At 72.5% G+C, this 19,292-nt stretch carries 16 protein-coding genes; 5 read left to right on the top strand and 11 right to left on the bottom strand.

Annotated features, from left to right (window positions below):
- Positions 1-82 precede the first annotated feature (82 nt).
- From gatB to ACGFK0_RS07620, 4 genes are all read right to left on the bottom strand, one after another.
- On the bottom strand, positions 83-1,585 hold the full coding sequence (gene gatB / locus ACGFK0_RS07635) for an Asp-tRNA(Asn)/Glu-tRNA(Gln) amidotransferase subunit GatB (RefSeq protein ID WP_392901550.1): 1,503 nt from the start codon (positions 1,583-1,585) through the stop codon (positions 83-85).
- Complete coding sequence (gene gatA, locus ACGFK0_RS07630; RefSeq protein ID WP_392901548.1) at positions 1,582-3,078, bottom strand: Asp-tRNA(Asn)/Glu-tRNA(Gln) amidotransferase subunit GatA; 1,497 nt, start codon at positions 3,076-3,078, stop codon at positions 1,582-1,584. Before gatA ends, gatB begins: the two co-directional genes overlap by 4 nt.
- Positions 3,078-3,377: an Asp-tRNA(Asn)/Glu-tRNA(Gln) amidotransferase subunit GatC gene (gatC, locus tag ACGFK0_RS07625; protein WP_392901546.1), complete on the bottom strand. Its 300-nt coding sequence runs from the start codon at positions 3,375-3,377 to the stop codon at positions 3,078-3,080. The genes gatA and gatC overlap by 1 nt, the downstream gene beginning before the upstream one ends.
- Positions 3,378-3,470: 93 nt before the next feature.
- On the bottom strand, positions 3,471-3,788 hold the full coding sequence (locus ACGFK0_RS07620; RefSeq protein WP_392901544.1) for a hypothetical protein: 318 nt from the start codon (positions 3,786-3,788) through the stop codon (positions 3,471-3,473).
- Between the two features lie 148 nt (positions 3,789-3,936).
- On the opposite strand from ACGFK0_RS07620, the gene ACGFK0_RS07615 reads away from it, so the two are divergent.
- A complete protein-coding gene (locus ACGFK0_RS07615) occupies positions 3,937-4,179 on the top strand; it encodes a DUF6458 family protein (RefSeq protein WP_392901542.1) in 243 nt (80 codons plus the stop codon).
- Positions 4,180-4,262: 83 nt separating this feature from the next.
- Here ACGFK0_RS07615 and ACGFK0_RS07610 read toward each other — a convergent pair whose 3' ends face one another.
- The 5 genes from ACGFK0_RS07610 to mnmA all read right to left on the bottom strand — a co-directional run bounded on the left by ACGFK0_RS07610 (position 4,263) and on the right by mnmA (position 11,865).
- The gene (locus tag ACGFK0_RS07610) at positions 4,263-6,377 is read right to left on the bottom strand and encodes a putative bifunctional diguanylate cyclase/phosphodiesterase (RefSeq protein WP_392901540.1); all 2,115 of its coding nucleotides are present in this window, start codon (positions 6,375-6,377) and stop codon (positions 4,263-4,265) included.
- A gap of 257 nt (positions 6,378-6,634) precedes the next feature.
- Positions 6,635-8,803, bottom strand: a complete 2,169-nt coding sequence (ligA, locus tag ACGFK0_RS07605) for an NAD-dependent DNA ligase LigA (protein WP_392901538.1) — start codon at positions 8,801-8,803, stop codon at positions 6,635-6,637.
- 52 nt (positions 8,804-8,855) lie between these two features.
- On the bottom strand, positions 8,856-9,872 hold the full coding sequence (locus ACGFK0_RS07600; RefSeq protein ID WP_392901536.1) for a methionine synthase: 1,017 nt from the start codon (positions 9,870-9,872) through the stop codon (positions 8,856-8,858).
- Positions 9,873-9,897: 25 nt separating this feature from the next.
- Positions 9,898-10,716: an LLM class F420-dependent oxidoreductase gene (locus ACGFK0_RS07595; RefSeq protein ID WP_392901534.1), complete on the bottom strand. Its 819-nt coding sequence runs from the start codon at positions 10,714-10,716 to the stop codon at positions 9,898-9,900.
- A 72-nt stretch (positions 10,717-10,788) separates the two neighbouring features.
- Entirely contained in the window at positions 10,789-11,865 is a 1,077-nt protein-coding gene (gene mnmA, locus ACGFK0_RS07590) for a tRNA 2-thiouridine(34) synthase MnmA (protein WP_392901532.1), read from the bottom strand.
- Positions 11,866-12,132: 267 nt separating this feature from the next.
- Between mnmA and ACGFK0_RS07585 the strand changes: the two genes are divergently transcribed.
- Complete coding sequence (locus ACGFK0_RS07585) at positions 12,133-13,209, top strand: DUF695 domain-containing protein (RefSeq protein ID WP_392901530.1); 1,077 nt, start codon at positions 12,133-12,135, stop codon at positions 13,207-13,209.
- A 42-nt stretch (positions 13,210-13,251) separates the two neighbouring features.
- Here ACGFK0_RS07585 and ACGFK0_RS07580 read toward each other — a convergent pair whose 3' ends face one another.
- Positions 13,252-14,094 carry a DUF1206 domain-containing protein gene (locus ACGFK0_RS07580; RefSeq protein WP_392901528.1) on the bottom strand — a complete coding sequence of 281 codons (843 nt, stop codon included), beginning with the start codon at positions 14,092-14,094 and terminating at the stop codon, positions 13,252-13,254.
- A gap of 60 nt (positions 14,095-14,154) precedes the next feature.
- Entirely contained in the window at positions 14,155-15,330 is a 1,176-nt protein-coding gene (locus tag ACGFK0_RS07575) for a cysteine desulfurase family protein (protein WP_392902835.1), read from the bottom strand.
- Positions 15,331-15,451: 121 nt separating this feature from the next.
- Between ACGFK0_RS07575 and ACGFK0_RS07570 the strand changes: the two genes are divergently transcribed.
- The 3 genes from ACGFK0_RS07570 (at position 15,452) to ACGFK0_RS07560 (ending at position 19,261) form a co-directional block, all read left to right on the top strand.
- On the top strand, positions 15,452-15,973 hold the full coding sequence (locus tag ACGFK0_RS07570) for a TetR/AcrR family transcriptional regulator (RefSeq protein WP_392901526.1): 522 nt from the start codon (positions 15,452-15,454) through the stop codon (positions 15,971-15,973).
- A 183-nt stretch (positions 15,974-16,156) separates the two neighbouring features.
- Entirely contained in the window at positions 16,157-17,392 is a 1,236-nt protein-coding gene (locus tag ACGFK0_RS07565) for an MFS transporter (protein ID WP_392901524.1), read from the top strand.
- A gap of 66 nt (positions 17,393-17,458) precedes the next feature.
- On the top strand, positions 17,459-19,261 hold the full coding sequence (locus tag ACGFK0_RS07560) for a serine/threonine-protein kinase (RefSeq protein WP_392901522.1): 1,803 nt from the start codon (positions 17,459-17,461) through the stop codon (positions 19,259-19,261).
- Positions 19,262-19,292 lie beyond the last annotated feature (31 nt).

Here is a 19,292-nt window from a genome sequence, read left to right as displayed (position 1 = left end):
TCCGCCCATCGGGGCGCGGAGTCGTGAGGGCGGCCGCTGTCGCCGCCGTACCGTGGGTGAGCCACGGGACGGCGGGCGGATGTCAGGAGGCGGCGAGCTTCTCCAGGATGAGTTCGCGGGCGCGGCCCGCGTCGGCCTGGCCCCGGGTGGCCTTCATGACGGCGCCGACGAGGGCGCCGGCGGCGGCGACCTTCCCTGCGCGGATCTTGTCGGCCACGTCGGCGTTGTCGGCGATGACCTGGTCGATCACGGAGGACAGCTCGCCCTCGTCGCTGACGACCTTGAGGCCCCGGGCGGCGACGACCTCGTCCGGGGTGCCCTCGCCGGCGACGACGCCCTCGAACACCTTGCGGGCCAGCTTGTCGTTCAGCTCCCCCGCCGAGATCATCGCCTGGACGCGGGCGACCTGCTCGGGCGTGATGGGCAGGTCGGCCAGCTCGACGCCCTGCTCGGTGGCGCGCCGGGACAGCTCGTTCATCCACCACTTGCGGGCGGCCGCGGCGTCGGAGCCGTGCGCGATCGTGGCCTCGATGAGGTCGACGGCGCCGGCGTTGACGACGTCCCGCAGCTCCAGGTCGGACAGGCTCCACTCCCGCTGGATGCGGCGGCGCCGCGCGGCCGGAAGCTCGGGCAGCGACGCGCGCACCTCCTCGACCCATTCGCGGGACGGCGCCATCGGCACCAGGTCGGGCTCGGGGAAGTACCGGTAGTCCTGGGCCTCTTCCTTGCTGCGGCCGCTGGTGGTGCGGCCCGTGTCCTCGTGGAAGTGGCGGGTCTCCTGGACGACGCGCCCGCCGCCGGCCAGCACGCCCGCCTGCCGCTCGATCTCCGACCGGACGGCCCGCTCCACCGAACGCAGCGAGTTGACGTTCTTGGTCTCCGAGCGGGTGCCCCACTCGGCCGCACCGCGCGGCATGAGCGAGACGTTGACGTCGCAGCGCATCGACCCCTGCTCCATGCGCACGTCCGACACGTCCAGCGACCGGACCAGCTCGCGCAGCTCCGTCGCGTACGCGCGGGCCACGAGCGGCGCCTTGTCGCCGGTCGCGACGATCGGCCTGGTGACGATCTCGACCAGCGGGATCCCGGCCCGGTTGTAGTCGACCAGTGAGAACTCGGCGCCGTGGATCCGGCCGGTCGTGCCGCCGACGTGCAGCGACTTGCCTGTGTCCTCCTCCATGTGGACGCGCTCGATCTCGACCCGGTACGTCTCGCCCTCGACCTCGACGTCCAGGTACCCGTCGACGCACAGCGGCTCGTCGTACTGGGAGATCTGGAAGTTCTTCGGCATGTCCGGATAGAAGTAGTTCTTCCGGGCGAACCGGCACCATTCGACGATGTCGCAGTTCAGCGCCAGCCCGATCTTGATGATGCCCTCGATCGCGGCGCGGTTGGTGACCGGCAGCGAACCGGGCAGCCCCAGGCACACCGGGCACACCTGCGTGTTCGGCTCGGCGCCGAACCCGGTCGGGCAGCCGCAGAACATCTTGGACGCGGTGCCCAGCTCGATGTGGGTCTCGATGCCGAGCACCGGCTCGAACCTGGCGAGCGCCTCGTCGTAGTCCATCAGCGTCGCAGTGGTCACTTCGCCTCCACCAGTTCCGGGGCCTGGGCCAGGAGGGGGCCGCCCCAGCGGTCTTCGAGGGCCCGCTCGACGGCGGCGCCGACGCGGTAGACGCGGTCGTCGCCGAGGACGGGGGCCATGATCTGCAGGCCGACCGGCAGGCCGTCCGCCAGCCCGCACGGCACCGAGATCGCAGCGTTGCCGGTGAGGTTGGCCGGGATCGTGCACAGGTCGGCCAGGTACATCGCGACCGGGTCGTCGGCGCGCTCGCCGATCGGGAACGCGGTCGTCGGGGTGGTCGGCGACACCAGCACGTCCACCTGCTCGAACGCGGCCTCGAAGTCGCGCTTGATCAGCGTGCGGACCTGCTGCGCCTTGCCGTAGTAGGCGTCGTAGTAACCCGACGACAGCGCGTAGGTGCCGAGCATGATGCGCCGCTTGACCTCCGGGCCGAAGCCCTCGGCGCGGGTCAGCGCCATGACCTCCTCGGCGCTGCGGCTGCCGTCGTCGCCGACCCGGAGCCCGTACCGCATCGCGTCGAAGCGGGCCAGGTTGGACGAGCACTCCGACGGCGCGATCAGGTAGTAGGCGGGCAGCGCGTAGGTGAAGTGCGGGCAGGAGACCTCGACGACCTTCGCGCCGAGCGACTCCAGCAGCTCGACCGTCTCGTTGAAGCGCGCCGAGACGCCCGGCTGGTAGCCCTCCCCCGCGAACTCCTTGACGACGCCGACGCGCAGCCCGTTGACGTCGGCGCGGCGTGCGGCCTCCACGACCGGCGGGACGGCCTCGGACACCGACGTCGAGTCCATCGGGTCGTGGCCGCTGAACGCCTCGTGCAGCAGCGCCGCGTCCAGCACGTTGCGGGCGAACGGCCCCGGCGTGTCCAGCGACGACGCGAACGCGATCACGCCGTACCGGGAGGAACCCCCGTACGTGGGCTTCATGCCGACGATGCCGGTGACGGCCGCGGGCTGCCTGATCGACCCGCCCGTGTCGGTCCCCGTCGAGAGCGGCGCCTCGTACGCGGCCACCGCCGCGGACGAACCACCCGACGAACCGCCGGGGATCCGCTCCAGATCCCACGGGTTGCGCGAGGTGAAGTAGGCGCTGTTCTCCGTGGACGAGCCCATCGCGAACTCGTCCATGTTCGTCTTGCCGAGGATCACCAGCCCGGCCTCACGCAGCCGCGCCGTCACCGTCGCGTCGTACGGCGGCCGCCACCCTTCAAGGATCTTGGACCCGGCCGTGGTGGGCATGTCCCGCGTGGTGAACACGTCCTTGTGCGCGACGGGGACACCGGCCAGCGGGCCGAGCCCCTCCCCCGCCGCACGCCGCTCGTCCACCTTCCGGGCCTGTGCCAGCGTCGCCTCACGGTCGACGTGCAGGAACGCCTTCACCTGACCGTCCACGGCGGCGATGCGGTCCAGGTGCGCCTCGGCGACCTCGACCGCGGAGGCCTCACCGGCGGCGAGCAGCTCCCCGAGCTCCGCCGCCCCCTTCCCGACCAGCTCCATCACGCCTCCTCGTCCAGGATCCGGGGGACGCGGAAGCGCTGTTCCTCGGCGGCCGGCGCGCCGGCCAGGGCCTGTTCGGGCGTGAGGCACGGGCGTACCTCGTCGGCCCGGTAGACGTTGGTCAGCGGCAGCGCGTGCGAGGTGGGCGGGATGTCCTCCGCGGCGACCTCCTGCACCCGCGCGACCGCGGAGATGATCTGGTCGAGCTGGGCGGCGAGATGGTCGAGCTCGTCATCGCCGAGCGCCAGCCGGGACAGCCGGGCGAGATGCGAAACCTCGTCACGGGTGATGGCGGACATGTGAGAAACCGTTCCTGCGGATCGATGGGATTCGCCGCCCATCCTATGGGCCGCACCCCGACCGCCCGACCCCATCGCCACTACGGCAAGCCGCTATTGCTGCCCGGGGTGCGCCTGGCCCGGCTGGGGCTGGTAGCCGGGCTGCGGCTGACCCGCGTACGGCGCGTAGCCCGGGGCCCCCGGGGGAAGCGGCTGCGGCCGGTACGGCAGAGGCTGGGACGGCGCGGCCCCACTCAGCAGGCTCCCCGCGAAGTTTGCGAGCGCGAGCACGCCGAACCCTCCGAGGATGGCCACCTGGATCGCGTTCTGCCGGTTGCTGTCGGCGGTGACGGACACCATGGCGAGGATGAAGAGGCCGATCGCACCCGCCATCGACAGGATGGCGATCGCGGTACGGGAACCGTTGCTCATGGCGGAACCGTAGCGAAGGGGGCGGGACGGGGAGCAGTGGATCACCAATCTGCAGAGTGAAACTTCCTGAAATATGCATAGATTGTTTAGTTTCGCCTGAAGGGGAACGCTCTCGTCGTCCACTCAGGGACGACGAGAGGAGACCGCCGTGACCATCGGCGGCAGCATCGCGCTGATCATCATCGGTGCGATCCTGGCCTACGCGGTCAGTTATGAGTTCAGCGGCATCGACATCCGGCTGGTCGGCGTGATCCTGATGATCGGCGGCCTGATCGGCCTGGTCATCGGCATCGTCCGGATCGTCTCGGCCCGCCGCAGCGTCGAGCGCCGGCCCCCGCCCGCGGTTCGCGAAGAGCACTACTACGAGGACGACCACCGCCGCCCGTACTGAGCGCCCTCATCTCCTGCCGCGGCCGCTGCCCGTACTGCCGCGGCAGGAACGTGCCGCAGCGGCGGGACGACCTCCTTCGAGTCTCAAGGCCCGGAGGTCGAAGGAACCGCCAGGAAGGCACTCCGGAGCCAGTCGGTGGCGGCTTCGGCGTCCATGGGGCGGCCGAAGTGCCAGCCTTGGGCGGCGTCGCAGCCCATTTCGCGAAGTGTCTGGGCGGTGGCGGGGTCCTCGACGCCTTCGGCGACCGAGCGCAGGCCGAGGGTGCGGACGAGGTCGACGATGGAGCGGACGATGACGGCGTCGTCGGTGGACTCGGAGAGGCGCCCCACGAACGAGGCGTCGATCTTGATCTCTTCGACCGGGAGGCGTTTGAGGCGGACGAGGGAGGAGTAGCCGGTGCCGAAGTCGTCGAGGCTGAGCGGGATCCCGAGGTCGGCGAGGGCGCTGACGGTGTCGGAGGCGTAGGCGGGCTCGTTCATCAGGATCCGCTCGGTGATCTCGAGCTGGAGCGCGGCGGCGGGCAGGCCGCGGGCGAGCAGCCCCTCCTCGATCGTCTCGGTGAGGCCCGTGTCGAGGAGGTCGCGTCCGGAGGCGTTGACGGCGACCTGGACGGTGAGGTCTTCGCGCCACCAGGCGGCGGCCTGCGTGAGCGCGGCGTCGACGACGTGGTGGGTGATGGAGCGCATGAGGTAGGTCTGCTCGGCGATCGACAGGAACGCGTCGGGTTCGAGGATGCCCTTGTCGGGATGGCGCCAGCGCAGGAGGGCCTCCATGCCGACGAGCTGGCCGTCCCGCAGGGAGACCTTCGGCTGGTAGAACAGCTCCAGTTCGGAGCGGTCGATGGCGCGGCGCAGCTCGCCGAGCATGCTGAGGCGTGCCGGTGAGTTGCGGTCCTTGGCGGGCGAGTAGATCTCGACGCCGGTGCGGGCCTCCTTGGCGTTGTACATGGCGACGTCGGCGCGCTGGAGGAGCAGTTCGAAGTCGGGCGCGTGGTCGGGGAACAGGGCGATGCCGACGCTGCCCTCAAGGTCGAAGGACATGCCGTCGAGGCGGACGGGTTCGCTGAGGGCGGCGCGGAGCCGGGCGGCGACCTCGCGGGCGGCGGCCTCGTCGCGGACGGACGGCAGCAGCACCGCGAACTCGTCGCCGCCGAGCCGCGCGACGAGGTCGCCGGGGCGGACGCTGTGCGTGAGGCGGTGCGCGACGAGCTGGAGGAGGCGGTCGCCGGTGGGGTGCCCGAGGGTGTCGTTGACCTCCTTGAAGCGGTCGAGGTCGAGCAGGAACAGCCCGGCGCGGTGGCTCGGCGGGTCGTTTCTGCGGCGGCGGGACCTGCCGCCGATCCCGGGGGCGCGGGCACCGCGCTTGCCGGCGCCGCGGGCTTCGGTGAGGGCCTCTTCGGTCCGGACGATGAGGAGTTTGCGGTTGGGGAGGCCGGTGAGCCCGTCGTGGAGGGCCTGGTGTTCGCGCCGGACGGAGACGGAGGCGTTCAGGTACACGGCGATGAACGGCAGGACGATGAGGGGCACGAACACCGCGGACCTGTCCATCGCGACGACCATCAGCGGGGCGAGGCCGAGCAGCGCCAGGTGGACGAGGATCTGGTAGCCGAGGTCGAAGCGGAGCGCCTTGACGAGCGAGACCCGTTCGTGGAGGGCGACGGCCGCCCCGACGAGCGTGTCGTTGCAGATGAAGTAGACGGTGCCGGCGAGCGCTATCGCGGGCAGGTCGCCTCCGTCGGGGACCCACAGGTCGGTGGGGGTGGCGAGGTCGCCGAACATGGCGAGGACGAGCTGGGCGGCGGCGAGGCTGAGGGTGTACTGCGCGGCGTTGAAGGCGATGCGGTGGGGGCTTCGGCCGCGGAAGATCCCGCAGGTGATGACGGCGATGGCCTGGAGGGCGGCGGCGATCGGGAGGCCGGCGTACAGCAGGGCGGCGAACGCGAACGTGGTGGAGGTGGTGGCGCCGTTGTTCTCGGTGGAGCCGGGGGTGATGATCGGCCGCAGTTCACCGAAGATGATGAAGCAGCCGAGGATCCAGAACACCGGCGCGCCGGCGAGCGCGTCCAGGTCGGCGCCGCTCAGACCGGAGAACGCGGTGACGCAGGCGGTGACGCCGAGCAGGATCACGACGACGAAGTAGATCCACAACGGGGACCCACGGCGCGGTGCCGTGTTCCGCGTGTTGTTCGGGTCCTTCATCACATCCTCGGGGGGGTTCGGGGGGCCGTCCCCCGGCACCGGACGTCCCCGACCTCGGGGGACGCCCCCCGGGTGTTACGTCCGGAGATTCAGGTGTAGGTCGTGATGAGAGGGAGGGTACGGCCTTCGCTCAACTTCGCGAAACCGATCGCGTACGTTGCGTTATGCCCGTATCGCACCCGGCCACTCACCGTTGGGTAGTTGAAGTGTACCCCTGAGTAACGCAAACCTGGTGAGAGCCCCGCGAATACACCGGGTTATTCTTCGGCGCTCACCGTCACGTTCGTGGCCGCATCCGGCCCTTCGGCCAGCAGGACGCGGAATCCTTCCTCCTGCAAGACCGGTACGCCCAGCTTGACGGCTTTGTCGTACTTGGACCCCGGACTGTCGCCCGCGACCACGAAGCCCGTCTTCTTCGACACCGAGCCGGACACCTTGCCGCCGAGCCGCTGCACCGCCTCGGTCGCCGAGTCGCGGCTGAACCCCTCCAGCGACCCGGTGATCACCACGGTGACCCCCTCCAGCGGACGCGGGCCCGCCGCGCCCTCGTCCTCCATCCGGACGCCCGCGGCACGCCACTTCTCGACGATCTCGCGGTGCCAATCGATCTCGAACCACTTCCTGATCGACACCGCGATCGTCGGGCCGACGCCGTCGACGGCCGCCAGGTCCTCCTCAGAGGCGTTCGCGATCGCGTCCATCGAGCGCATCTCGCGGGCCAGGTCGCGGGCCGCCGACGGTCCCACATGCCGGATCGACAGCGCCACCAGGACCCGCCACAGCGGCTGCTTCTTGGCCTTCTCCAGCTCGTCGAAGAGGATCTCGACGGTCTTCTTCGGCTCGCCCTCCTTGTTGGCGAAGAACGACACGACCTTGGGCTCACCGGTCTTCGGATCCGTCTTGGACGTGCCCGTCCGCTGGTCGAGCACGAGGCTCCGGATCGGAAGGAGCCGGTCGACGGTCAGGTGGAACAGGTCGCCCTCGTTCTTCACCGGCGGCTCGGACGGCTCCAGCGGCTGGGTGAGCGCCGTCGCCCCCACGTAGCCGAGCGCCTCGATGTCGAGCGCGTTGCGGCTCGCCACGAAGTACAGCCGCTCGCGCAGCTGACCGGGGCAGTACCGCGCGTTGGGACACCGGATGTCGGCGTCGCCCTCCTTCTCGTACGCCAGTTCGGTGCCGCACTCGGGGCAGTGCGCGGGCATCTGGAACTCGCGCTCCGACCCGTCCCGCAGGGCGGTGACCGGCGCGACGATCTCGGGGATCACGTCGCCGGCCTTGCGCAGGACGACCGTGTCGCCGATCAGCACGCCCTTGCGCTTCACCTCGCCCGCGTTGTGCAGCGTGGCCCGCTCGACCGTCGACCCGGCGACCTTGACCGGCTCCATCACGCCGTAGGGGGTGACGCGCCCCGTCCGGCCCACGCCGACCTTGATGTCGAGGAGCCGGGTGTTGACCTCCTCCGGCGGGTACTTCCACGCGATGGCCCAGCGAGGCGCCCGGCTCGTGGACCCGAGCCGCCGCTGCAGCGAGAACTGGTCGACCTTGACGACCACCCCGTCGATCTCGTACGCGGTGCCGTGCCGGTCCTCGCCGTACTCGGCGATGTACGCGCGGACGGCGTCCATCCCGCCGAGGACCTTGTAGCGGTCGCTGACCGGCAGCCCCCAGCCGCGCATCAGCTCGTAGGCCCCGGACTGGCTCTCCGGCTGCGTCCCGCCGCGCCACGCGCCGTACCCGTGGACGAGCATGCCGAGCGGGCGCTGCGCCGTGACCCGCGGGTCCTTCTGCCGCAGCGACCCGGCCGCCGCGTTGCGCGGGTTGGCGAACGGGTCCTTGCCGGCCTCCACCTGGGCGGCGTTGACCTGCTCGAAACCCTCGACGGGGAGGAAGACCTCGCCGCGGACCTCCAGCAGCTCCGGCCAGCCCTCGCCCTCCAGCCGGTGCGGGATGTCGGCGATGGTGCGGACGTTGTTGGTGACGTCCTCGCCGGTGCGCCCGTCGCCGCGGGTGACCCCGCGCACGAGCCGCCCGTCCTCGTAGGTCAGCGCGATGGCCAGCCCGTCGATCTTCAGTTCGCACAGGTATCCGGCGATCTTGCCGGCCTCCTTGACGACGCGCTCGTCCCACGCCACCAGTTCGTCGGCGCTCATCGCGTTGTCGAGGCTCTGCATCCGCTCCAGATGCTCGACGGTCGCGAAATCGGTGACGATCGGCGCACCGACCCGCTGCGTCGGCGAATCGGGCGTGACCAGCTCCGGATGCCGCTCCTCCAGCTCGTGCAGCTCCCGCATCCGCGCGTCGTACCCGGCGTCGGTGAGGGTCGGCTGGTCGAGGACGTAGTAGCGGTAGTTGGCTTCGTCGATCTCCCGGCTCAGCTCCAGATGCCGCTGCCGCGCCTCGCCGGGAACGCCGTCGCTCATGGTCATGCCCCCATTGTCGCCATCAGGTCCGACAATACGAGCCCCGCCGCGCCCGGGGTCAGTCCGCCGCCTCGTACAGCATGCGGGCCGTTGCCCGGCAGCGCTGGAGGGCCGCGCGGACGTGCCGCGGGGACGCGCCTGCCAGCCCGCACGCCGGAGTGATCACGACCTGCTCCGCCAGTCGCGCGGGCGGGAATCCGAGGCGCCGCCACAGGTCCCGCACCGGCCCGGCGGTCGCCCGGAGGGCGGGGAGGACGGTGTCGGTGGCGGGCACCGCGCCGAGGAACAGCCCCGTCCCGGCGTCGATCGTCTCGCCGACCGCGTCGTCGTCGCGTTTCGGCATGAGGTTCAGATCGACCGAGATCGCCTTCGCGCCCGCCCCTCGGAGCAGGGCATAGGGGACGTTGCGGGCGCAGCAGTGGACGACGGGGTAGGCCGCGTCCCCCGCGCAGGCGGTTTCGATCACCTTCCTGAGCGTGTCCTCGGCGACGGGCTCCTCGACGGCCCGCAGCCGCGAGAACCCGCTGGCGGTCGGGACCGTCCCGGCGAGCGCACCGGGCAGGGCCGGCTCGTCCAGCTGAAGCAGGATCTCCGCGGCGGGCAGGCGCCGCCGGACGTCCGCGACGTGCGCGGCGACGCCCTCGGCGAGCGAGGCGGCCAGGTCGCGGACGGCGCCCGGGTCCTTGAGCGCCCGGTCGCCGTGCCGCAGCTCGATCGTGGCGGCCAGCGTCCACGGCCCGCACACCTGGATCTTGAACGGGCCGTCGTGACCGCCCGCGACCTCCTCCAGCACGTCCAGGTCGCGGGCCAGGTGGTCGCGGGAGCGGAGGGTGTCGCGTCCCGGACGGTCGGAGAACCGCCAGCCGGACGGCTCCACGTGCACCGGCATCTCGACCAGCAGCCCGGCGGTCCGGCCGATCATGTCGGCGCCGGGACCGCGCGCGGGCAGCTCGGGCAGATGCGGCAGCTCGGGCAGCTCACCGAGGACGATCCGCAGCGCCTCCGCCGGGTCGCCCCCCGGATACGACCCGACCCCGGTCGCCGTCCCGGCCTGCCAGGGATAGCTCGTCGTCACACCCGGAACCCTATCGGCGCGTTGATCACAGGAGTTCCGCGAGCCGGTCCAGGTACCGGAGCGTGTCGTCCTCGGGCAGGGTCTTCAGGTTGAACAGGACCTCGTCCACGCCGGCGGCCTCCAGCCCGGCCACCGCCTCGGCGCTGCGCGGCACCCCGAACACCACCACGGGGAGGCGGCGTCCGGCCCGCTCACGCAGTTCGGCGATCTGCGCCGCGAGCTCGTCGGTGCCGCGCCCGTAGATCGGCATCCAGCCGTCGCCGAACTCCACGACCCGGTCGAACGTGGTCGGGCCGGAGCCGCCGATCATGATGGGCGGATGCGGGTCCTGGACGGGCTTCGGGTAGGAGAACACCGGGTCGAAGTCGACGAACTCGCCGTGGAACTCCGCCTCGTCCTTCGTCCACAGCTCCTTGACGGCCAGCACCCGCTCGCGCAGCAGCCGCACCCGGGTCTTCGGATCGGTGCCGTGGTTGCGCATCTCCTCGCGGTTCCAGCCCGCGCCGACGCCGAACACGGCCCGCCCGCCGGAGATCAGGTCGAGCGAGGCGACCTCCTTGGCCAGGACGATCGGGTCCCGCTGGATGACCAGCGCGATGCCCGTGCCGACGCGCAGCCGCTCGGTCGCGGTCGCCGCGGCGGTCAGCGCGACGAGCGGGTCGAGCGTCCGGTAGTACCAACGGGGCAGCTCGGCCCCGCCCGGCCACGGCGTCTCCCGCTTCACCGGGATGTGCGTGTGCTCGGCCAGGAACAGCGACGCGAAGCCGCGCTCCTCCAGCGCCCGCCCCAGCGCCGCAGGAGCGATCCCGTCATCGGTCACGAACGTCGAAACACCGAACTCCACAGCACGCCTCCAAAGCATCGCCTACGTGACCATAAGCCACCCAAGCTCAGCCTGATTCCCCGGGCCTGTGCGTCAGGCGGGAACGCGGGAGGTGTCGGAGATCGTGGAGGAGGCGAGCACGCGGTCGCCGTCGTACAGGACGGCGGCCTGGCCCGGTGCCACACCGCGTGCGGGGCCGGCCAGGCGGATGCGCAGTTCGCCGCCGTCCTGCTCGACCGTGCAGCCGTACACCTCACCGTGCGCGCGGAGCTGCACCTGGCAGTCGAACGGGCCGCTGCGGGGCTCGCTCAGCCACACCGGACGCTCGCCGGTGATCTCGTGGACGTCCAGCGACTCGCGCGGCCCCACCGTCACCGTGTTCGTCACCGGGGAGATGTCCAGGACGTAGCGGGGACGCCCGTCGGGCGCCGGCGTGCCGATGCGCAGGCCCTTGCGCTGCCCGATCGTGTAGGCGTAGGCGCCCTCGTGCTCGCCGACCTCGTTGCCGTCGGCGTCGACGATCGGGCCGGGCGCCGAGCCGAGCCGCTCGGCCAGGAAGCCCCGCGTGTCGCCGTCCGCGATGAAGCAGATGTCGTGGCTGTCGGGCTTGTCGGCCACCTGGAGGCCGCGCCGCTCCGCCTCCCGCCGGATGTCGGCCTTGGACGTGTCGCCCAGCGGGAACAGGGCGTGCGCGAGCTGCTCGGGCGTGCACACGGCCAGCACGTACGACTGGTCCTTGCCCTCGTCGACGCCTCGCCGCAGGACGCCGCCGTCGAGCCGCGCGTAGTGGCCGGTGCAGACGGCGTCGAAGCCGAGCGCCATCGCCCGGTCCAGCAGCGCCGCGAACTTGATCTTCTCGTTGCAGCGCAGGCACGGGTTCGGGGTGCGCCCGGCCGCGTACTCGCTGACGAAGTCCTCCACGACGTCCTTGTGGAAGCGTTCGGCGAGATCCCACACGTAGAACGGGATGCCGATCACATCGGCGGCGCGGCGGGCGTCCCTGGAGTCCTCCAGGGTGCAGCAGCCGCGTGCCCCCGTCCGGTACGACCGGGGGTTGCTGGACAGGGCCATGTGGACGCCGGTGACGTCGTGCCCGGCCTCTGCGGCGCGGGCGGCGGCCACGGCGGAGTCGACGCCGCCGGACATGGCGGCGAGTACGCGCAAAGTCATAGTCCCTCGAGGGTACGCGGCGTGGCCCGGTCCGCCATCGTCATTTCCGCGGACGACGCCGGGCCGCCGGGCTTCGTGCCTGCCGCGGGGCGTGCCTGCCGTACGGTAGGACGCGACAGGAACTTGAACGACCTGCGCATTCCACCTCCCGCACCGGTCGCCCTTCGTCATGAGACGCTACCGACCGCCACCGACAGCATGAGAGGAGAAGCAAGGGGACGCGCCGCACCCGCTGATCGCCGATGGCGTTCCTCTTGTATCTGCCCGATGGGAATCTTCCGTCGTCCGCGCGACGCGTCACCGGTGACGCCTCCCGCGATCAGCGAGTTCTGGGAGTGGTGGGCGCAGGCCCGCCCGACGATCGAGGCCTCGCTGGCCGCCGGGCCCGAGCAGCCCGAGCCCGACGCACCCGGCGAGGGCCTGTCGGCCGAGGCGATCGAGGAGCTGTCCCGCCGCGTCCACAAGATCCACGCGGGGCTCCAGTGGGAGATCGGCGGCGCCGACGACCGCTCCCCGTCCCTCACCGTGTCCGGCGGCGGCGACCCCGAGCTGCGGGGGCTGACCGAACGCTGGGCGCGTTCCGCGCCGTCCCGGTCGGCGGCCGGCGGATGGAGCTTTCATCCCGCGCGCCAGCCCGACCCGGAGATGCTCGCGCAGGATCTCATCCTCGGCGACCACGAGTTCGATCTGGAGTACGTCCGGCTCGGCATGCGCGCCGACGCCGACCGGGCCCGGGTGCACATCGCCGCCTACCACCCCGACTTCCTGTTCGTCGCCGAGGAGCAGCAGCTCCAGGTGGCGCTGAACGTCCTGCACTGGGCCCTCGGCGAGGACGACGTCGCCCGCTGGATCGGCGAGGTCACCATCGCCACGGAGGCGCCGATCGACTCGCTGCCGCCGTCGATGCTGTCCGCGGTCGTCGAGCAGATCGCCGAGCCGTTCTCCGAGCCCGCCTGGCTGACCGGCGAGGGCCGGACTCCCCGCGGCCACCCCGCCCGCCTCGGCGCCAGGTTCCCGCTGCACCGGCAGGACTACCCCCTCTGCGACCTGCACGTGGCGATCACCGTCCCGTACGCCAACAGCAACCCCGACCGCCTCCCCGTCGAACCGTCGTCGGGCGCGCTGCGCGCCTTCGAGAAGAAGCTCACCAAGCTCGGCGACCGCGCCGTCCTCGCCGTCCGCGAGACCGGTGACGGCCTCCGCGTCTTCCACCTGTACGCCGACCCCGACTCCGGGGTCATCTCCGAACTCGACCAGCTCGCCGCCGGCTGGCCGGAGGGCAAGGCCAAGGTCGCCTCCACCAACGACCCCGGCTGGCGGGCCCTGGCGCCCTACCAGCCCTGACGTCCTGCGTGCCCTGACGTCCTTCCTGCGGGCCCTGACGCCCTACAGGCCCGGACGGGACGCGTCGACCTTGCGCCACCGCGCCTCGCAGAAGGAGTAGAGGCCGAAGGTCACGACGCCCGCGGCGACGGCGACGAGGCCCCAGGCTCCGGCGGGGGTGCCGGCGAACTCGCGGAGGGTGCCGTCCAGCCCCTTGGCCTTCTCCGGCTGGAAGGTGATGGCGGCGTAGGCGAGGAACGCACCGGCTCCGGTGCCGATGAGGCCGCGGGCGGCGTTGCCGGCGATCCCGAAGGGCTGGACGAAGCGGCGCGCCGCCCGGCCCATCCGGCCGGTGTCCAGTTCTTCCATGAACTCCCGGCGGACGGCGTTGACGACCGTCACCGCGCCCCACACCAGGAAGCCCGCCGCGACGGCCAGGATGAGCCAGCGTCCGCCGGGCTCGGCCATGGCCCGCGCGGTGAAGGCCTTGGACTGCTGGTCGCTCGACGTGCCCTGGTGTCCGAGCAGGAACCCCAGGGTCGCCGCGGTGCCGCTCGCGTAGACGAGGCTGCGGGCGGCCGACCCCAGCCGCTCGGTGGGCTTGTCACCGTCCGGCACGGGGCGTCCGTACAGGGCTTCTCCGAACTGCCAGGCGGCGAGCGCGGCGAAACCGGCCGCCATCAGCCACAGGACGACGGTGCCGCCGGGGTTGTCCGCGACGATCTGGAGGGCGCCCTTCCGCTCGGCCTCCTGGCCGCCGCCACCGAACCCGATCTGGAGCGCGAGCCAGCCGACCAGCAGGTAGATGAGGCCGCGGGCGACCAGGCCGACGCGCGACATGTGGTGGAACCACGGGTGTCCCGCGGCTCTCCGGCCCGCCTGTTTCACCGCGCCGCCCGTCGTCATCGCACCGCCTTCCTTGGGAACGGCAATGCTGTCCCCGTTCAAGGGACGTTCAAACTCCGGTCAGCTGAGGCCGGCGCGGCGGGCGCGTTCCACGATGGGGCCGATGGCGTCGGCGAGGGCCTTCACGTCGGCCTCGGTGGAGGTGTGGCCGAGGGTGAAGCGCAGGGAGCCGCGGGCGCGTTCCGCGCCGGTGCCCATCGCCAGCAGGACGTGGCTGGGCTGGGAGACGCCGGCGGAGCACGCCGAACCGGTGGAGCAGGCGATGCCGCGCGCGTCCAGCAGCATGAGCAGGGCGTCGCCCTCACAACCGGGGAAGGTGAAGTGCGCGTTGCCGGGGAGGCGGTCGTCCGGATCGCCGTTGAGGATCGCGTCGGGCACGGCGGCGCGGACGGCGTCGATCAGCCGGTCGCGCAGTTCGGTGAGGCGCCGCGCCTCGGCGTCGCGGTGCGCGACGGTGGCGCGGACGGCGGCGGCGAACCCGGCGATGGCGGGCGTGTCGAGCGTCCCCGACCGGACGTCGCGTTCCTGGCCGCCGCCGTGCAGCAGCGGGACCGGGTCGAGGAAGACGGGCTCTTTGGGCTTGGCGAGCAGCAGCGCGCCCACGCCGAGAGGGCCGCCGAGCTTGTGGCCGGTGAGGGTGAGCGCCTGCGCGCCGCTCGCACCGAACGCCACGGGCAGCGTCGCGGCGGCCTGGACGGCGTCGGTGTGCAGCGGGACGCCTTTTTCGCGGGCCGCGGCGGCGAGTTCCGCGACGGGCTGGACGGTGCCGACCTCGTTGTTGGCCCACATCACGGTCGCCAGCGCGACATCGTCACCGGAGCCGAGCGCCTCGCGCAGCGTCTCCGGGCGGACGCGGCCGCGCTCGTCCACGGGGATCCAGTCGACGCGGGCACCCTCGTGGTCGGCGAGCCACTGCACGGCGTCCATGACGGCGTGGTGCTCGACGGCGCCGGCCAGGACGCGGGTGCGGGCGGGGTCGGCGGCGCGGCGTGCCCAGTACAGGCCCTTGACGGCGAGGTTGTCGGCCTCGGTGCCGCCGGAGGTGAACACGACCTCGCTCGGCCGGGCGTCGAACGCCTCGGCGATGATCTCGCGGGACTCCTCGACGACCCGGCGGGAGCGCCGCCCCACCGCGTGCAGCGAGGACGGGTTCCCGAGTTCGCGCAGCTCCGCCGTCATCGCCTCGATGGCCTCGGGCAGCATCGGGGTCGTCGCTGCATGGTCGAGGTAGGTCACCACGGGGTCAACAGTATCCACGCCGCCCCTGTTCCCCTCCGGTGCCCGTGCGGTTGCGGGAATGGCGGGGGCGGACCTCCGGTTACGATCTATACCGTCCAGCCGGTACAGTAAAATCATCATGACGAAGGAAGCCCTCTTGAACGCCGCCGAAGCCGTCCTCTCCGAGCAGGGGACCCAGGCGCTGACGCTCACCGCGGTCGCGGACCGCGCCGGCGTCAGCAAGGGAGGGCTGCTCTACCACTTCCCCACCAAGGACGTGCTCGTCAGGGCGATGGTGGCGCGGGTCATCGAGGAGTTCGACGACCTGATCGCCTCCTACGACGACGGCGCGCCGGGCTCCTACACCCGGGCCTACGTCGAGGCCACGTTCGAGATCCTGACCGGCGAGGCCCGCGCCTACCGGCGATGGTCGGCCATCACGGCCGCCGCGGCGGACCCGGAGCAGGCCGAGCCGCTGAACGAGGCGATGCGGCGCTGGCACGGCCGCGCCCCCGCGGACGACCCCGACCCCGGCACCGCGACGGTCGTCCGGCTGGCGGCCGAGGGCCTCTGGGAAGTGGTGAGCCATGATCCCGGGCTGTACGACGCGGACCAGCTCGAAGCGCTGAGGCAGCGGCTCCTGGACCTGCTGGAGCGATGACCCCCGGGCGCCCCGCGCCCCGCCGAACAACCTGAGCGATCCGGGCCCGAGGGTCTGGAGCGTTCCATGACGTCCCCACCACGACGTCCCCACCACGGCGTCCGCCACATGACGGCCGCCGCCACGACGTTTGCCACCACGGGCCGCACACCGCGCCCCGCCGAGCCGAGAAAGAGGTGAACCATGTTGCTGCGCGCCCGTTCGGGGACGTTCCTGACCTTCGCACTGGCAGGTCTGCTGACCGGAGTGTGGGTGGCGCGAATGCCCGCGCTCGCCGCCAGATTCGGGACGACCGAGGGCGAGATCGGCATCGTCGTCCTCGTCTGGGGGCTCGGCGCGATCGTGGCGATGCAGGCGCTGCGCGGCGTGATGTCCCGCGCCGGCAGCCGGGCCGTCCTGCGGGCCGCGCTGCCGCTGACCTCGCTGTCCTTCGCGGCGATCGCGCTCGCCCCTTCCTACGGCGTGCTGCTCGCCGCCGTCGTGCTGTTCGGGATGACGTTCGGGATCACCGACATCGCGATGAACGCGCAGGGCAGCGTCGTCGAGCGGGCGTACCGCCGGCCCGTCATGAGCGGCATGCACGCCGGCTGGTGCGTCGGCGCGATGAGCGGCGGCGTGTTCGGCGTCGTCACGGCCGCGGCCGGGTTCGGGTTCACCACGACCGTGCTGACCGCCGCGCTGCTGTCGATGCCCGCCGGCCTCGCGCTCGGCCGCACCTACCTGCCCGACCCCGCCCGCCCGGAGGCCGGCGCCGCGTCCGGGACGGGACGCAGGGCGCGCCGCCTCCCGCCCGCCGTGTACCTGATCGGCGTCCTCGCGTTCATCGCGTTCATGACGGAGGGCTCGATCGCCGACTGGAGCGGCCTGCTCCTGCACGACGAGATGGGCGCCACCGAGGCGGTGGCGGCGGCCGGCTACCCCGTGTTCGAGCTGGCGATGCTGCTCGGCCGGCTCGTCGGCGACCGGGTCCGGATGCGCGTCGGCACCCGGCGGCTGCTGACCGGCGCCGGGCTCGGCACCGCGCTCGGCATGAGCGTCGTCGTGCTGGCTCCCGGACCGGGCGTCGCGATCGCCGGGTTCTTCGTGACCGGGCTGGTGGTGTGCACGGTCGTCCCGACGACGATCTCGCTGGCCGGGACCGCCGCCCCGGACCGGCCCGCCGCGGCCGTCGCCCAGGTCGGCGCGATGGGCTACGGAGGTCTCCTCCTCGGCCCGGTCGTGGTCGGTTTCCTGTCGGAGGCCACGTCCCTGCGGGTGGGGGTGGGCACGGTCGTCGTGCTGGCCCTGCTCATCGCCGCCGGTGCCCGTTTCGTCCCGCTCCGCACCGGCACGGACGCCGCCGCACCGGCCGTCACCGCCGCGGTGCCCGCGCGGGCGGACGATCCGAACGACACCCGGCCCGAACCCATCGCGGCCTGAACGGCCGACCCGCCACCCGATCCGGTATAACCCATCAGGACCATTCCTGGCGATGGGGGCTGATGGATGGGCGAGTGGCGGGTTGCCGGGTACAGCGAGCTGCGGCCTCTCGGTGAGGGCGCGCAGGGACGCGTGGTGCTGGCGCGGCACGACGCCACCGGCCGCCCCGCCGCGATCAAGTACCTCGCGGGCTCCCTGGCCGGAGACGAGGAGTTCCGCGGCCGGTTCCGCGCCGAGGCCGGCCTGCTGAGCCGGCTGCGCAACCCGTACATCGCCGGCCTTTACGGGCTGGTCGAGACGCCGGACGGCGCCGCCATCGTCATGGAGGCCGTGGACGGCGCGTCCCTCAAGGCCGTCCTGGCCGAGTCCGGGCCGCTGGCGCCCGAGGCGGCCCTGGCGTTGCTCAAGGGGTCGCTGCGGGGCCTCGCCGCCGCTCACGGCCTCGGCATCGTGCACCGCGACTACAAGCCCGCGAACGTGATCGTGCGCGGCGACGGGCTGAGCAAGCTCATCGACTTCGGAATCGCCGTCGACGCGGGCGCGACGGGACGGGCGGGGACCCCCGTCTACATGGCGCCGGAGCAGTGGCGGGACGAACCCGCGTCGCCCGCGACCGACGTGTACGCGGCGGCGTGCGTGTTCTTCGAGTGCGTGACGGGCCGCCGCCCCTACTCCGCCGAGGACCAGGCCGGGCTGATGGGCCGGCATCTGACCGCGCCGATCCCGGCCGGGGACGTCCCCGAGCCGCTCCGGCCGCTGATCGTGCGCGGCCTGGCCAAGAACCCGTGGGACCGTCCGCCGGGCGCCGCCGCGTTCGTCTCGGAACTGGAGTCGGCCGCCTCCGCCGCGTACGGGCCCGACTGGGAGGGACGCGGCATCCGCACCCTCGCGGGGGCCGCCGCCGCGCTGGCGATGCTGTTCCCGCTCACCGCGCTCGGCCTCGGCGCGGGCGGTGCGTCTGCGGGCGCCGCGGGAGCCGCCGGCGGGGCGGCGGGCGCGGGCGGAGCCGCCGGGACGGGGGGTGCCGGGGCGGCGGGAGCGGCGGGCAAGGGCGTCCTGGGGACGCTCGGCGCGAAGGGCACGGCCGCCGTCGCGGGCGGGGCGGCGGCGGTGACCGTGGGCGGCGGCGCGGCGGTCTACGTGGCCGTCGCGGACGAGGCGCCCGGGCCGAAGCCGGTCGTGGCCCGGCTGGCCGCGCTCAGCGAGCCGCAGCGGGACATCGGCAACGGGGCGACGTTCCGGGCGCAGGGCCGGATCGTGCGCGTCACCGGCGGCGGCGCCGCGCTCAACCGTAAGATCAACCAGGCGCTGCGGGCACCACTCGAACAGCGCTGGGACAAGACGCGGACCGGCCTGGGGCGCACCGGCAGGGGCGCCTACACCGATGTCGTGAAGCCGGCGATACTCCTGCGCAACGACAGGCTGCTGTCGGTCTGGTACAGCGTCTCGCTGCGCGGTGACCGCGGGTCGGGCTGGGACCAGCCGCAGGCCGTGACCGTGGATCTGCGGACCGGCGCGTCCTACCGGCCGCTCGACCTGTTCCGCGATTCGGCCGAGCGGGGCCTCGCGCCGGTGGACGAGAAGATCAAGGCGAACCTGCCCGGTGGCGTCTACTGCGGACCGCGCACCGCGGCGCCCGGAACCGTGCTTCCCAGGGGCACCGACAACCCGTCCGCGTTCATCAGGTCCGGCGACGTCACCATGGCCCTCACGCCGACGGGCGTACGGGTGGCCTTCTACGGCCAGTTGCTCGGATACGAGTCGGCGTGCGGGCTGCAGGACACGGTCGTCCCCTACGCCGACATCGGCGGGATGCTCAAGCCGGCGCTGCAGGCGGCCGTCCCGTACCCGTCCCCGAAGCGCTCGTGAAACGCGGAAGGCCCCGGCGACGGCCTTGGGG

Origin of the sequence: Spirillospora sp. NPDC048823, from assembly GCF_043198445.1 — a bacterium.
Taxonomy (GTDB): Bacteria; Actinomycetota; Actinomycetes; order Streptosporangiales; family Streptosporangiaceae; genus Spirillospora.
Note: the sequence above shows the minus strand (reverse complement) of the source record. Positions and strands in the feature narration are given on the sequence as shown.

Coding starts and splice junctions, on each gene's coding strand:
- ACGFK0_RS07570 (WP_392901526.1), top strand. CDS start 15,452: ATGACGAAGGAAGCCCTCTTGAACGCCGCCGAAGCCGTCCTCTCCGAG.
- ACGFK0_RS07560 (WP_392901522.1), top strand. CDS start 17,459: ATGGGCGAGTGGCGGGTTGCCGGGTACAGCGAGCTGCGGCCTCTCGGT.
- ligA (WP_392901538.1), bottom strand. CDS start 8,803: ATGACCATGAGCGACGGCGTTCCCGGCGAGGCGCGGCAGCGGCATCTG.
- gatC (WP_392901546.1), bottom strand. CDS start 3,377: ATGTCCGCCATCACCCGTGACGAGGTTTCGCATCTCGCCCGGCTGTCC.
- ACGFK0_RS07620 (WP_392901544.1), bottom strand. CDS start 3,788: ATGAGCAACGGTTCCCGTACCGCGATCGCCATCCTGTCGATGGCGGGT.
- ACGFK0_RS07610 (WP_392901540.1), bottom strand. CDS start 6,377: ATGAAGGACCCGAACAACACGCGGAACACGGCACCGCGCCGTGGGTCC.
- ACGFK0_RS07565 (WP_392901524.1), top strand. CDS start 16,157: ATGTTGCTGCGCGCCCGTTCGGGGACGTTCCTGACCTTCGCACTGGCA.
- ACGFK0_RS07585 (WP_392901530.1), top strand. CDS start 12,133: ATGGGAATCTTCCGTCGTCCGCGCGACGCGTCACCGGTGACGCCTCCC.
- ACGFK0_RS07580 (WP_392901528.1), bottom strand. CDS start 14,094: ATGACGACGGGCGGCGCGGTGAAACAGGCGGGCCGGAGAGCCGCGGGA.
- mnmA (WP_392901532.1), bottom strand. CDS start 11,865: ATGACTTTGCGCGTACTCGCCGCCATGTCCGGCGGCGTCGACTCCGCC.
- gatA (WP_392901548.1), bottom strand. CDS start 3,078: ATGGAGCTGGTCGGGAAGGGGGCGGCGGAGCTCGGGGAGCTGCTCGCC.